This window comes from Agrobacterium sp. 22-223-1 (genome assembly GCF_053522385.1).
Map to the genome: position 1 here is coordinate 2,343,856 of NZ_JBNWCN010000001.1, position 14,070 is coordinate 2,357,925.

Genomic DNA, 14,070 nt, shown 5'->3' on the forward strand with positions numbered 1-14,070 from the left:
CCGCATGTGTGTCGAGCTTATTTCAGCTGGTCTTCCTTGTAGTAACCGCCATCGACGAGAACCTGCTTGTAGTTCTCCTTGGTCACGGCAACCGGCTTCAGCAGGTAGGACGGAACGACCTTGACGCCATTTTCATAGGTCTTGGTGTCGTTCACTTCCGGCTCCTTGCCCTGCAGAACGGCGTTGACCATGTTCACGGTCACCTTGGCGAGTTCGCGGGTGTCCTTGAAGATGGTGGAGTACTGTTCGCCGGCAATGATCGACTTGACGGAAGGAACTTCAGCGTCCTGACCGGAAACGACCGGCAGCGGCTGGTCCTTCGTGCCATAACCAACGCCCTTCAGCGAGGAGATGATGCCGATGGAGAGACCGTCGTAAGGCGACAGAACGGCGTCAACCTTGGCGTCGGTGTAATAGGCCGACAGCAGGTTGTCCATGCGGGCCTGGGCCGTTGCCGGGTCCCAACGCAGCGTACCGACCTTGTCCATGCCGGTCTGGCCGGACTTCACGACGAGCTTGCCGCTGTCGATGTAAGGCTGGAGAACCGACATCGCGCCGTCATAGAAGAAGAAGGCGTTGTTGTCGTCCGGGGAGCCGCCGAAGAGCTCGATGTTGAACGGGCCCTTGCCATCCTTCAGGCCGAGCTTGTCGACGATCGAAGTCGCCTGCAGAACGCCAACCTGGAAGTTGTCGAAGGTGGCGTAGTAGCTGACGTCGCCGCTGTTGCGGATCAGGCGGTCATAAGCGATGACCTTGATGCCCTGCTCGCCGGCCTGCTTCAGGACGTCCGACAGCGTCGTGCCGTCGATCGATGCGATCACGAGGACCTTGACGCCCTTGGTGACCATGTTTTCGATCTGGGAAAGCTGGTTCGGAATATCGTCATCGGCATATTGCAGGTCGGTTGTGTAACCGGCTTCCTGAAGCTGCTTCACGATGTTGTTGCCGTCGTCGATCCAGCGTGCGGACGACTTGGTCGGCATGGCGATACCAACGGAACCCTTGTCCTGTGCGAAAGCCGGCACTGCGAAAGAAGCAGCACCGATGGCACAAGCTGCCATCAGCGAAATAATGGACTTCATTAACTCTCTCCCTTGAGCCCTTCTCTGGAGCCCGCATGCTGCGGTGCACCATGAAATTCATGCCGTCAGAGGAAGAAGCCGCATTGCGCTCACTCCGATTTCGCAATTGCGAAATGGACCAGCTGCCGCTCCTCCCCGGCATTCCGCAAATTGTTCTGAATCCATATAACTGTCAAATAGAATAAATCAGTTTCCATATATCAATTGTGATATATTAAATCGATACAAAAACCGATGAGGGGTATAAAACCACGGATGAACAACCAAAAAGTGTATGAGCAGGCGCAAACAACGGATGCCCTTTTCGTCTTTGAGGACAACCCTTTGCTGCGGGCCGGATTGAAGATGAGCCACCTGCGCATGCTGGTCATGATCGAGGAGCACGGGCAGGTCAGCGCGGCCGCCGCCGCCATGAACATGACGCAGCCCGCAGCCTCGCGCATGCTCTCGGAAATGGAGGCGATCGTCAAATCACCCCTTTGTCAGCGGGCCTCGCGCGGCGTGGTGCTGACGAAATTCGGCGAGGCGCTGGCGCGGCGGGCACGCACCATATTGCTGGAACTGCGCGAGGCGAGCCGCGAGCTGAACCAGATGAAATCCGGCAGCGGCGGCTCGGTCTATATCGGCGCCGTCACCGCGCCGGCCATCAGCCTCGTGGTTCCCGCCATCAGGCGCGCCATGGACACCTATCCCGGCATCGAAATCAACGTGCAGGTGGAAAGCAGCAACGTGCTGGCCCGCGAACTGCTGGCGGCCCGGCACGATTTCATCATCGGCCGGATACCGGACGATTTCGACCCCGGCCTCTTTTCCATCCATGAAATCGGCATAGAGCGCGCCTGTCTGGTGGTGCGCGAAGGCCACCCGCTGCTTCGCGGCGAGCCCGTGACCCTGCAGGATCTCTCCGGTTACGACTGGGTCTTCCAGCCGCCCGGCGCGCTTTTGCGCAGAACCATGGAGGATGTCTTCCTCACCCATGGCGTCGCCATGCCGCGAAACGTCATCAATACGCCATCCGTGGTGCTCACCCTTGCGCTTGTCTGCAACACGGATGCCATCGCCCCGATCGCGCAGGACATGGCCGAATTCGTTGCCGGCCAGCAGGCCGATATCGGCCGAACCCGGATATTGCCGACGGATTTCGAACTCGTCGTAAAGCCATATAGCATCATCACCACCAAGGGCCGTGTTTTGCCGCCCAGCGCCCGCCTGCTTTACGATCTGGTTCTGGATGAAAGCCGCAAGCTGACCGGCCCGTGACGACGGCAAGCCAGACACCACCTTCATGATCCATAAAGGCCGGATAGTCAGACCGGCGAAGGAAAAGCCGCATGCTCTTCGGACAATCCGTCTTCCAGTCGGTCGTCGACAGGCTGAAACACGAAAAAGAAACGGAAGAGGAAGGCGCGGATCCGTCACCGCCCACCGGTCACCGCATTGCCGGTTTCAGCTCGGGCTTCGTTATCGATACACATATTGAAACGCCGCCGCCCGCGAACGGCAATCTCGATGCCTATCTCGCCTTCCTGGCCGACCCCGCGCAACCGCCGGAACCGGAGCCGGAGCCCGAACCGGAACCGATGCCGGCCCATCTCGAAAAGACGTCGCTTGCCGATGTTTCGGCGGAACTGGCAATCCACGACACCGACACGGCCGCAACGCTTGCGGAAAAGCGCCGCGCCTTTGCCCGCCTCAATCATCCCGACCGGGTGAAACCGCAGTTCCGGCACAATGCGACGCTGCGCATGACGGCGGCCAATCTCCTGATCGACCAGGCGATCCGGATGCTGCGGGCGCGGGAGCATTTCCGGTAAAAGTGCCGGACGGCCTTATCTCGCAAAATACATGAAACGAAAGACAGGAGGCGCTTCAGCCCGCATCGTTCTTGTCGGTGGGCGCGCTTTCGGCGGCAGGCTCATCCGCGCCATTTCCGCTTTTGGGAGCATCGCTTGCGGGTTTGAACTTCAGCAGCAATTCATAGGCCGCATAAGCCCCGATGCCGGCAACGATGGTTCCCCAGAAAAACTCGCGATTGACGAATTCGATGACGGCCCATGCGGCGCAAAAGCCGACGATGAGCAACCGGACCCACAGGGGACGATAAAGCGGATGACTCGTATCGATATTCAGCATGGCGTTCCCGTCCCGGGCCTTTCCCGTCGATCGCATGATTGCGGTTCCACACCCAAAGGCGTGAAGATGCTTATGCGTCTTGGCGGTTTCACAGGAAAATTGCAACGCAATTCAGCCCCGCCGCCGATCAGGCTGGCGTGAAAGACCAGCGCAGGAAGATCGTCGCCGGTGCCGCAGGCAATGGCAAGACGGAACACCCGCGTCACAGGTCGCACACTGCGGCGGCCTGCGCCTGGATTGCCCCGCTCTCTTCGAAGCTCAGTCGCGCAGGCGTCCGAGCAGCGCCAGAAGCTGATCGCGGGCCTTCTTGCCGCCGATCCTGTCGATCAGCTTTTCCTCACGATCCCGCCAGGTGTTGGAAAGCCGGTCGAGAAGGCTGCTGCCCTCCTCCGTCATGTCGAGGAAATGAACGCGCCTGTCCTCTTCCGATTTGCGGCGGACGAGCAGTCCCTTCTCTTCCATGCTGTCGACGATGGCGACGAAATTGGCGCGCTGTATGCCGAGCGCTTCCGCCACATCGCTCTGCTTGAGACCCGGATTGCCGCCGACGATGACGAGAACGGAAAAATCGGCCGGCCGCAATCCCTGCTCCGCCAGCACATCGGCAAAACCGTTTGCCACGGCAAGTTGCGAGTGCCGCAAATGATAGCTGATCGCAGTCGTCAGCAACCCATAGTCGATAGCCGTGATATGCGCCGCTTCCGCGCTGCCGCTTTCGGCCTTTTCCGTCCGCGGCCCGTTGCTGTGTGCCAATCGCAAAGCCATCCGATCCCCCGCCTGATTCGTTCCTTTACCTTGTCGAAATCATAACCGACAACGTCACGAAACTGTATCCCAAATAAATGTAGATGATACTAATATTGTATAATAATTTGACAGTTAATCGCCGGCAAAGCAAACCCGGACTCCGGATCGCCACCCGGCGAATGAAAAAAGTATGACTATTTACCCGCCAATTTTGAGGGGATAAAATCGCGTCCCGCGCCGCATTTGAAAGGCATTGCCCTCATCCGACCGCCTCTTCGTGAAAGGGGCAAAACAGCGGCCCGACCCGGCAATAACATACTACTTATAAGGGAAACCCTATTGCGGCAAAAAGACAATACGTCAAACGACGCATCGCCCCGCCATCGCACAAGGGGCCCACAACCACCCCAAAACAGCCCCCACGCCGGGCTCCGCCCAAAAACAGGCAACGTTTCGCAAATCTCTGATTTTTAGACATTGATGCGAAAACAAAGCTGGGGTATGAACCAACCGCTGCACGCGATTCAAGCGTGACCGCTGCACCCGTAGCTCAGCTGGATAGAGTGTTGGATTCCGATTCCAAAGGTCACAGGTTCGAATCCTGTCGGGTGCGCCATTAAAATCAACTATTTATTGATTTTCGAGTAACCAAGCATGAAGCCTTGAGCAGCTTGCTCTTCGATACGTTTGGAAGCCAACGCTTCTGAGGCCAGGGTATAAGCAATTTCAGACATCGTCATATGGCTTCAGGAAACATCGCTGATCGCACATTTACTGTACGCGCTCGCGCTCGACACAGCCGATGGGTCGCATCTGCTCGAAGCCGCGCCGCGTAATCCAGGCGACATTGAATCAAGCTTTTAATTACATAACCACATCGCTGCCGGTCAGGACAGGTTTCGCCTCCACCTCGTCTTCTGCAAGGCTGGCATTCGCCTGCAGATGCAGGCCCATTACCGCCACGAGGAGAAAAAACCAGACGAAGCCCGAGCTGAGCAAGAATAGCGTTTCCAGAAAGCCGTAGAGCAGGACATAAAGCCAGACGCCGACATAAAGCCGCGTCAGCGGGCTGTTGCGCATGGTATCATCCATTTTGCCGAGATAGTGAAGCGGCAGCAGGCAAATCCACATCAGCACTAGCCCAAGGCCTGGGATGCCGCCTGCAAGCAGCAGGTCGAAATAGCCACTGTGGGAAGCCGGCGCGGTCGTCGCCCAGGTATTGTTTTCGGTGAAGCTCGACATCAAGGCGTCGCTGCGCCAAAAGGCCTGATAGCCGTATCCGAGGATCGGACTTTTGCGGATGTAATCGATGGCGACCACCCAGATATCGGTTCTGCCCGTAAAGCTGGCATCGACACCCATCCTCGTCAGCATCTGCGAAAACACCGGGTCGACCGTGGTGCCGACGGTCACGACGGTGAAGACCAACAGAAGCAGGGCCAAGACCACATAACGCCACTGGGGCCAGTGCACGATGAACCAGCCCGACGCGACGACGATCGGCATCAGGCCGAGCACCGTCTTGCCGCCTGACTTGATCAGGAAGAACAGCGATAACAGCAGCACCAGCAGGCCGCCGATGAAGGACCAGCGCCGGCAGAGATAAATCGCCACGATGATCAGCACCGCCATGACCGAGGCAGCCTCGTTCTTGTGCTGGAAAACCCCGCGCCAGTTACCCGCCAGAAGCGGCTCCAGCGCGTCGCTTGCCTGATGGATAGATCGTGATGGCAGGACGATGACGCCGAAGTAACACAGAAACAGGATAATCATCACGCACCCGGCAAGCAGCGTGGTGAAATGCCGCTCCGTGCGTGGCAATTGCAGAAAGCCGCCGGCAAGCACACAGATGATGGCGCACATGGCAAGCCGCCGCAGCGAAAACGCCGGCGCCTCGCCTACCAGCGAGGTGAAGACAAACCAGCCGAAAATCGCCGCCATCAGCAGGCGCGGCGTGAAGACGAGGGAAAGCGAACGTTCCCTCGCCATGAATACCATGAAACTGAAAAGCAGAATGATCGCGGTGAGTTGGTTCAGCAGGTTGGACCCAGCCGCCATGGCAGAGCCCTGATAGGTCGAGGAAAGCGAAACATAGGGCGAGAAGCCGACCGTGAAATAAAGGAACGTCACATAGAACAGTGTATTCCGCCAATATCCACGCGCCTGTTCTTCGTGCGCTGCAGCCATAAGGGGGGCTTCTCTGTCTTTTTTCATGCGCGCCACATCGTACCCGATGCTTCATTCCGGTAACATGAATATCCCGCCAAAATCCTATTTTTTAGTTATTCCGAATGCACGGATGAATAGCAATGCCTTCATGAAAGAAAGAAGTGTAAGCGGAGAAGCAGGCGCTTTTTTGCAATCAAACAGTGTGCAGATCAGGAGTCGAGTTAGCCCTTTTAGGCCTCTAAATAAAAAGTGGCGCCTTTGCGACGAACTCCCAACTCATCACTTGACTGGAAGATATCAGTTCGGGCTTATTGGATTTCAACTAGGGGATGTTTTTTATTAGGGGGTATCGTGAAGGGCTCATTATTAGCCTGGCTGCTTGCCATGGTTTTGTACGCTGTGGGCTCTCCAGCTCAGGCTGTAAGTATAGACTGCGGAGAGAACCAGTCATTTTCGGCCGGGCTCGGAGGCTGGGGACCATGGTGGAGCGGGTCAGCTCCGGTCGTGGACACGTCCGTCGGCCACACGGATTCACAATCCTTGCGCTTACAGGGCGGTCCTGGCACGGCAAGCAGATACATATTGCCCACCGAATGCCCGCTCGGCATCGCTTATGTGAATTATTGGGTGCGTACCCAAACGGGTAGCGCTCGTATTTACACAAAGCTCGTTGATCAGGTGACCGACGCCGTCCTGTACGATTCGGTCAACGCCGGACCGACCATTGTGGGGACGACTTGGACAAGGATTTCGATTCCCGCCATGATCACCAATGAGACACTCATTGGCATTACCGCCGAGCCGGTTTCGCCGGCAACCAACACAACAGTTTATATTGATGACGTCGTCGTTGCGAATGATGCCTGCGCAAACCAGTCTTTCACGCAAGACACGGGCGGGTTTGTGGTTTGGTGGAGCGGCAATGCGGTGGCCAGAACCTCCCCCGGACGAACAGATAACTGGTCGCTCAAACTGAGCGGTTCTCCATATGGCACCGCCAAGCGAGATATAAGCCCCGGCGAATGCCCTCAGCCATTAACCCGAGTTGCTTATTATGTCCGAGCGGAGACGGGAAGCGCTCTTGTTCACACAAAACTCGTCGATCAGGTAACTGACGAAACACTATGGGATACCAACACCGGCCCGATTGCCGTTTCTTCAACGGCCTGGACGCGCGTCGTTATTGACGTTCCCATGCCGAATACAACATTGATCGGTATTACAGCCGAAAGACAGGATGGCGGTGCGGTCTCGGTGCTGGTCGACGATGTCATGCTGAATCCAGGCATCGCCGCCTCCCCCCCAACGCAGCCAGACAACGTACCTGTTCCCGTTCGCGATGGTTGGGCCCTGACTTTTTCGGATGAATTCTCGAATGGTACACTTGATCCCGCAAAGTGGGTGGCAATCACCACGGGCCCAACATACGGATCTAGCACGGAGGGTTTTGGCGAGACCTGGGGAACGGAGTGCTATAACGCTTCGCAAGTAGCGATCCAAAACGGATCGCTACAGTTGACCGCAAAGCAGCAGTCCGTGAGCTGCCTGGGGATCACGAAATCGTGGCTCAGCGGACTTGTCATCTCGAAGGATCGCTTTTCGCAGGCTTTTGGCCGTCTGGAGGCACGGATCAGAATGCCAGTCGCAAGGGGATCTTGGCCAGCGTTCTGGATGATGCCGCAATTGCAAAAGAACTGGGGAACCTGTGGCATGTACTGGCCCTGCGGAGGCGAAATCGACATTCTTGAATATGTGGGGCAACTCAACTCGACGACCAATGCCACTGAAGACAAAACAGTGCACAGTACTTTGCACTGGGGTACATCGACTGGTGGGCATACACAGGACTCCGGTTCGGCAAATGTTGTCCCCAGCGTCGACCGTTGGACGGTATACGCGGCTGAATGGGATACGACAGGCATCTCGTTCTTCGTCGATGACACCTTTGTCAAAAAGGTCGCGTTTCCCCTGCCCAACAGTTCAGGACTTTACACCGGGGCAGAGCCATTCAATGTTCCATTCTACTTTATATTGAACCAGTCCGTGGGAGGCGCTTGGCCGGGGACACCAGATCCCGCAGATTATCCTAACACTGTCAAAATCGACTATGTTGCGGCATATAAACGTCCATGACCGGTACGTTTATTCAATTGCATGTGCGATGGCTGTATCCAGGAAGAACAACTCTAATCACGTGTTCTTCAGATTTTAGGTATTTTTTGAACGTATACATCATAAATTCTTGTGAGCATCGTAACTACGATAATCCGGTGACTTTTTCGACATGATGCGCCGCGTTGCCTCTATCTGCATTTGAGGCGAAGGACGTGAACGGTTGAGTACTTCAGGAGTGGCAATGCAAAAGGTTTATTCCATCCAGTCTCTGAGGGCGCTCGCGGCGTTTTCGGTCTTGCTGTTTCATATAATCGGCGAACCGTTTACGATTGGAGCGGCAGGTGTGGATGTCTTTTTTGTCATCTCCGGCCTCATCATGGGATCGTTCGCGGCAACGGCGGGGCCGGGAGCGTTTTTATATCATAGGCTGGTCCGTATTGTGCCCCTATACTGGGCCGTGACCCTGGTAATGTGTGTCGGTGCGATGGCGGGCGTTTTTTCAACCTTCACCTTCACGCTCGAACATTTATGGAAATCGCTGTTTTTTATTCCATATGCAGGCGACAACGGCGAGGTGGTTCCCCTGTTGGTCGTGGGCTGGACCCTCAATCTGGAAATGTTCTTCTATATTGTCTTTGCACTTGGACTTGCTTTGCGCGCGCCGCTGGCTGTGACGGTCGGCATCCTGTCCGCCATGGCTTTGGCAGGACAGGTTTTCAACTGGCAATCCCCCTTCATGCAGACCTGGACATCGCCGCTTTTGCTGGAATTTCTTGGCGGCCTCCTGCTGTCGCGCTTCATGTTCCAGGGAATGCAAGCGGGTATCGCTGCGCTTGTCGTATCATTGACGGGTTTCGTTGCCGCAGCCCTGATAAGCGAGCAATCCGGAATGCTGCGCCTGATGACGTGGGGCGTGCCTGCCTTTTTCCTTGTGGCCGGATGCGTGTGGCTTGAGAATGCCGGATCGTGGCCAAAACGCCTGTTTAAACCCATCGAGATTGTCGGGGATTCATCCTACGCCCTTTATCTTCTGCATGGCCTGGTGATTTCAATCGTCCATAAGATACTGGCGCCCGGACTTCTCGCAGGGGTCGTCATCATCATCGTTGCGCTGACGGTGTCGGTCTTTGCGCATTTCCTGTTCGAACGGCCGCTGATCAAGCTTTTCAGACGCAGGTATGGCGGCGGGCCGCGCCGGCAAGACCAAGCCGTACCGGTGCGCTGACGCGAGGATTGGCCGGCATCGCGCATGAACAGCGTCATGCCGATACCATCATCGCCCGCAATATCCTGCACGACCTGGCGTTAGTGGAGAGCTTCGCCTTGAAGAACGGCGCCAGAACCGAAACCGCCTCATCGACGAACGTCTGTCCGTCATAGAGGTCCATGTGATTGGCCCCTTCGACGATGTGAAACGCCTTGTCCGTGCTCGCAGCACGGTCGAAGAGGTCGTCGCTCATCCACTTGCTGCCCGCCACGCTGCCGGCGACGATCTGGATCGGCTGCGTCAGATAGACGTCGGCCATGTGATAGGCATCGTAGGTGATGATCTGATTGAGGCTGCGCAGCGTTGCGAAGCCCGGCGCGGTCGCGCACTCGGCGCGCGGCGTGTGGTAATATTCCCAGGCCTGCCGCAGCTCTTCGTTCGGCGCGTCCTTTTCGGTCAGCGGCGCCAGCGGCATGGTGGCGTAACCCTTGCCTGCGGCGTCCGTCGTGCGGGCGTTCGATCCCGCCTCGACATAGGGCAGCGCGTCGATAGACCTGACGGTGTTTTCCCAGCCATTGCGGAACATCGAACCGATATTGACCGCGCTCACCGTGCCGACCGCCTTGATGCGGCGATCCTGAATGGCGGCATTGGCGGTGTAGCCCGCACCGGCGCAGATGCCCATCGCGCCGATCCGATCCCTGGCGACGTAAGGCAACGTGGTCAGATAATCGATGACGGCGCTGACATCCTCGGTGCTGACATAGGGATTTTCGAGCTGGCGCGGTTCACCGCCGCTCTCGCCCTGATAGGAACGGTCGAAGGCGATGGTGACGAAACCCTGTTCGGCGAGCTTCCTGGCGTAGGTGCCAGCGGTCTGCTCCTTCACGCCGCCGCCGGGATGCGAAACGACGACAGCCGGCCAGGTTTTCGTTTCATCGAAACCTTCGGGGAAATTGATCACGGCCGACATGACGATGGTCGGGTTGTTCGAATTGCTGAAGCTGATCTTGCCCATTTCCAGTCTCCTTCTGTTGAGCCAGCGGCGGTTTGAAATTCTTTCCGGGTATCCGCTTGCCGATGGAGGTAATCTACGTCAGAAAGATTGTGTCGATTAGACAGGGAATTCATATTGGGCCTATCACTGGAGTGATGAATGAGGCGGGATGAGATTGCCGATCTGGCGGCGTTCGTCGTCGTCGCCGAGGAGCGCAGCTTCACCAAGGCGGCAGCGCGTCTCGGCATGGCGCAGTCCGCCCTCAGCCAGATCGTGCGGCGGATCGAGGAAAGGCTCGGTGTGCGGCTTTTGTCGCGCACGACACGGAGCGTCGCGCCGACCGAAGCGGGCGAGCGGCTGATCGCGACGCTCGGTCCCATGCTGCACGATCTCGATGTGGCCGTCGCGTCGCTCGGCGATCTGCGGGATCGACCGTCTGGCACGATCCGCATCACCACCGTGGAGCACGCGGCCAAGACAATCATCGTTCCGGCAATGAAGCGGCTGCTGCCGGACAATCCCGACATCAAGGTGGAAATCACCATCGACTACGGTCTGGCCGATGTCGTTGCCGACCGCTTCGACGCGGGTGTCAGGCTCGGCGGCGACATTGCGAAGGACATGATCGCTGTGCGCATCGGACCGGACACGCCGATGGCGATTGCCGGTTCACCCGATTACTTTCAGAAACATCCGGCGCCAACGTCGCCATCGCAACTCGTCGATCATCGTGCGATCAATCTGCGGCTGCCGACATCCGGCACGCTGAACGGCTGGCGTCTCACACCCGGCGGCCGGGAGACGCGCGTTCGCATCGACGGGCCTCTGGTCCTCAACACCATCGATCTTATTCTGGACGCGACACTGGACGGGCACGGCCTCGCCTATCTGCCGCTCGATCAGGTTCAGCCGCATCTGGATGCAGGCCGACTGATGCGGGTGCTCGGCAAGTTCACGCCCGACCTGCCTGGCTATCACCTCTATTATCCCCACCGGCGGCATCCATCCGCCGCCTTCAGCCTGTTCGTCGAGACCCTGCGGTTTCGCGGGTAACATTGAGAGCGCCGGATGAAACGATCCGGCTGGGGCTGCGTCAAAAGGCCCCTGCCCGAGGGCATGAATTGGCGTTGTTGAAGCAGCCGGTTTGAGGTAGCCCTATCCTCGATAGATTGTATCAAGTAACAGACTGGAAATACTCAAATGATGGATTGGGATTGGGTAGATTTGTTCCCCTTGGTCTTCTTTCCGTTCAAGATTATCGTGTTGGGCACGGGCATGTTCTTCGCCATCAAGTGGCATCACGATCAGGCGAAGAAGGAAAAGGGCCCCAGCGGCCCGTAAGCGCCCGCCGGTCGGGCAGCGAAAAGTTCAGATTTCATCGGATGGATGTTTTCGCGCGTGAACCGGTGCCGGGGAACCCCATGGCGATGGTTGCCGATGCGGATGATCCAGCCGTCGCGAAGATGTTGCGTCTCGCACGGTGGACATCGATTTTGCCAGAACGGCTTTCGATTGCGCCACATCGTCGTTGAACGCCGGCGGGGATGCCTCCCCGCCGAAACGCATGCTGGAAGCGGACCGCCGCTTAGAACTCCTGCCAGTCGCCCTTTGCCGTATCCACAGCAGCATTGCCCGAAAAGGCCGAGGCGATCTTGCGGCCCAGCGCGCGGACCGGGGACGCCACATATTTGTCGCTGCCACCGGCGCTGCGGACCGGCGCAGGCTGGCTCTTTGGCTGATACGCGCCGTCGGCGAGCCGGAACTGGGAGAGCAGCTGGTTGAGCGACGCCACTTCCTTGGCGAGGCTGTGGCTTGCGGCATTGGTTTCTTCCACCATGGCCGCATTTTTCTGCGTGTCCTGATCCATCTGGTTGACCGCCGTATTGATCTGCTGCAGACCGGAAGACTGTTCCTGCGCAGCCTCCACGATGGAGACGACGTGCCGGTTGATTTCCTGCACTTCCGAAACGATGGTCGCCAGCGCCTTGCCGGTGTCGCCCACCAGCTGAACGCCCTGCTGCACCTGATCGTTCGAGGTGTTGATCAGCGCCTTGATCTCCTTGGCGGCATGGGCGGAGCGCTGGGCAAGCTCGCGCACTTCCTGCGCGACGACGGCAAAACCCTTGCCGGCCTCGCCCGCACGGGCGGCTTCCACGCCGGCATTCAGCGCCAGAAGGTTGGTCTGGAAGGCTATTTCGTCGATGACGCCGATGATATTGCTGATCTCATTGGCGGATTTCGCAATCTGCTCCATGGCGACCACGGCGCGGCGCACCACCTCGCCGGATTGTTCGGCGCCCGCCTTGGCACGGCTGACGATCAGGCCCGCCTCCTGCGCACGCTTGGTGGAATCCCTGACCGTCGTGGTGATTTCTTCCAGAGCGGCGGCGGTTTCCTCGACAGCCGCAGCCTGCTGCTCGGTGCGCTTGGCCAGATCGTCGGCGGCAGATTTGATCTCATCCGCACCCGCGCCGATGCCGCTGGCGTTCTGGGCCACCTTGGTCAGGGCCGCCTGCAGCTTTTCGGCGGACATGTTGAAATCGTTACGAACGGCGTCGAGCGTGGCGGTGAACGGCTGGCCGATGCGATAGGAAACATCGCCTTCCGAAAGCTTCGAAAGACCGGCTGCGAGATTGTCGACGGCGAACTTGACGTCGGCCGCTTCCCTTGCCTTCTGCTGCTCGCGCTCCATCCGGTCTTTCTCCGAGAGGCTGCGATTGGCTTCGGTTTCCTGCTCGAGACGAATGCGCTCGATGGCGTTTTCGCGGAAGACCTGCACGGCCTTCGCCATCTGGCCCACCTCGTCGCGGCGCGCCATGCCGTCGATTTCCGTCGCCGTCTCGCCGCCGGCAAGCGACACCATCCGCTCGCGCAGGCGGGCGATAGGGGTTGTGATGCCGCGGGACGCCACGAACAGCGCCAGAATGATGCCGACCGCAAAAGCGATACCGACAACCACCAGCGAGGTGAAGATGGTCGAGTTCGTCTGATCCGTCAGTTCGTCGCTTCCCTCAACGACGCCCTTGGCGAGCTTGTCCAGCAGCGCCGTTAGGGCAACCGAAGTCGCCTGAATGGAGGCGTCCGCCTTGAGCAGCTGGGCAGCGGATTCCTCATTACGGTTTGCCATACCAAGTTCGACAGCCTTGTCCGTCATGGCGGTTATGGCCTGCGACTGCGCGATGAAGGCGTCCATGGCGGCGGACTCTTCGGGAAAAACAGTCTTCACATTATTGAGACGCTGCAGGAGCGCGCCCTTGCTGTCACTGTAGGCCTGCTTGGCGGCCTTTATCTCCGGCCCGTTCACGTCATACGCCATGACCTGATAGGCGCCATAGGCCAGGGCAACCAGATTTCGGTTGGCACGCGCAAGCTCCACCAGAGCGGCGTTGTCGTTGGCGATAAAGAGCGAGTAGGCCGTGTCCGCTTCCTTGTAGCGGGTGGACATGAAGGCGGCTGCGCCAAGGCCGACGATGCAGAGCGGCAGAATGAGCGACAGGATTTTGGTGCGGATACTGGCGTTTTGAAGAAAAGACACGGAAAGCCTCACGTCATTGAAAAAACCGCTCCTTCCCCGTGCCGGAGGTGTTCGGCAAGACTGACATTGCACGTCGAACGCCCCG

Annotated in this window: 12 protein-coding genes and 1 tRNA gene; 7 read left to right on the forward strand and 6 right to left on the reverse strand. The window is 58.2% G+C overall.

Features of this window, described 5'->3' with window-relative positions:
- Nucleotides 1–17 precede the first annotated feature (17 nt).
- Nucleotides 18–1,082 (reverse strand): sugar ABC transporter substrate-binding protein ChvE, encoded by a 1,065-nt coding sequence (gene chvE / locus ACQZ60_RS11590; protein WP_003520542.1) that lies wholly within the window; start codon nucleotides 1,080–1,082, stop codon nucleotides 18–20.
- Between the two features lie 255 nt (nucleotides 1,083–1,337).
- Between chvE and ACQZ60_RS11595 the strand changes: the two genes are divergently transcribed.
- Entirely contained in the window at nucleotides 1,338–2,342 is a 1,005-nt protein-coding gene (locus tag ACQZ60_RS11595; protein ID WP_020808912.1) for a LysR family transcriptional regulator, read from the forward strand.
- A gap of 71 nt (nucleotides 2,343–2,413) precedes the next feature.
- Nucleotides 2,414–2,896: a hypothetical protein gene (locus ACQZ60_RS11600; protein ID WP_448735265.1), complete on the forward strand. Its 483-nt coding sequence runs from the start codon at nucleotides 2,414–2,416 to the stop codon at nucleotides 2,894–2,896.
- 55 nt (nucleotides 2,897–2,951) lie between these two features.
- On the opposite strand, the gene ACQZ60_RS11605 is transcribed toward ACQZ60_RS11600, so the two are convergent.
- On the reverse strand, nucleotides 2,952–3,215 hold the full coding sequence (locus ACQZ60_RS11605) for a hypothetical protein (RefSeq protein ID WP_020808914.1): 264 nt from the start codon (nucleotides 3,213–3,215) through the stop codon (nucleotides 2,952–2,954).
- 258 nt (nucleotides 3,216–3,473) lie between these two features.
- Complete coding sequence (locus ACQZ60_RS11610; RefSeq protein WP_003520548.1) at nucleotides 3,474–3,980, reverse strand: MarR family winged helix-turn-helix transcriptional regulator; 507 nt, start codon at nucleotides 3,978–3,980, stop codon at nucleotides 3,474–3,476.
- 521 nt (nucleotides 3,981–4,501) lie between these two features.
- Between ACQZ60_RS11610 and ACQZ60_RS11615 the strand changes: the two genes are divergently transcribed.
- Nucleotides 4,502–4,578: transfer RNA gene (locus ACQZ60_RS11615), tRNA-Arg, on the forward strand.
- 248 nt (nucleotides 4,579–4,826) lie between these two features.
- Here ACQZ60_RS11615 and uppW read toward each other — a convergent pair.
- Nucleotides 4,827–6,149: a Wzy-type polysaccharide biosynthesis protein UppW gene (gene uppW, locus ACQZ60_RS11620; RefSeq protein ID WP_049832264.1), complete on the reverse strand. Its 1,323-nt coding sequence runs from the start codon at nucleotides 6,147–6,149 to the stop codon at nucleotides 4,827–4,829.
- A gap of 564 nt (nucleotides 6,150–6,713) precedes the next feature.
- On the opposite strand from uppW, the gene ACQZ60_RS11625 reads away from it, so the two are divergent.
- Together ACQZ60_RS11625 and uppZ are read left to right on the forward strand one after the other, a co-directional pair.
- Nucleotides 6,714–8,264, forward strand: coding sequence for a glycoside hydrolase family 16 protein (locus ACQZ60_RS11625; protein ID WP_020808874.1), 1,551 nt, complete (start codon nucleotides 6,714–6,716; stop codon nucleotides 8,262–8,264).
- Between the two features lie 223 nt (nucleotides 8,265–8,487).
- On the forward strand, nucleotides 8,488–9,471 hold the full coding sequence (uppZ, locus tag ACQZ60_RS11630; protein WP_020808873.1) for a polysaccharide biosynthesis acyltransferase UppZ: 984 nt from the start codon (nucleotides 8,488–8,490) through the stop codon (nucleotides 9,469–9,471).
- Between the two features lie 34 nt (nucleotides 9,472–9,505).
- Here the strand turns inward: uppZ and ACQZ60_RS11635 are convergent, their stop codons facing one another.
- Nucleotides 9,506–10,471, reverse strand: coding sequence for an alpha/beta hydrolase (locus ACQZ60_RS11635; RefSeq protein WP_020808872.1), 966 nt, complete (start codon nucleotides 10,469–10,471; stop codon nucleotides 9,506–9,508).
- 138 nt (nucleotides 10,472–10,609) lie between these two features.
- Here ACQZ60_RS11635 and ACQZ60_RS11640 point away from each other — a divergent pair, with 138 nt between their 5' ends.
- Complete coding sequence (locus ACQZ60_RS11640; RefSeq protein ID WP_020808871.1) at nucleotides 10,610–11,503, forward strand: LysR family transcriptional regulator; 894 nt, start codon at nucleotides 10,610–10,612, stop codon at nucleotides 11,501–11,503.
- A gap of 147 nt (nucleotides 11,504–11,650) precedes the next feature.
- Nucleotides 11,651–11,791 (forward strand): hypothetical protein, encoded by a 141-nt coding sequence (locus ACQZ60_RS11645; protein WP_020808870.1) that lies wholly within the window; start codon nucleotides 11,651–11,653, stop codon nucleotides 11,789–11,791.
- Between the two features lie 244 nt (nucleotides 11,792–12,035).
- Here the strand turns inward: ACQZ60_RS11645 and ACQZ60_RS11650 are convergent, their stop codons facing one another.
- The gene (locus tag ACQZ60_RS11650) at nucleotides 12,036–13,985 is read right to left on the reverse strand and encodes a methyl-accepting chemotaxis protein (RefSeq protein ID WP_031233422.1); all 1,950 of its coding nucleotides are present in this window, start codon (nucleotides 13,983–13,985) and stop codon (nucleotides 12,036–12,038) included.
- Nucleotides 13,986–14,070: the final 85 nt, after the last annotated feature.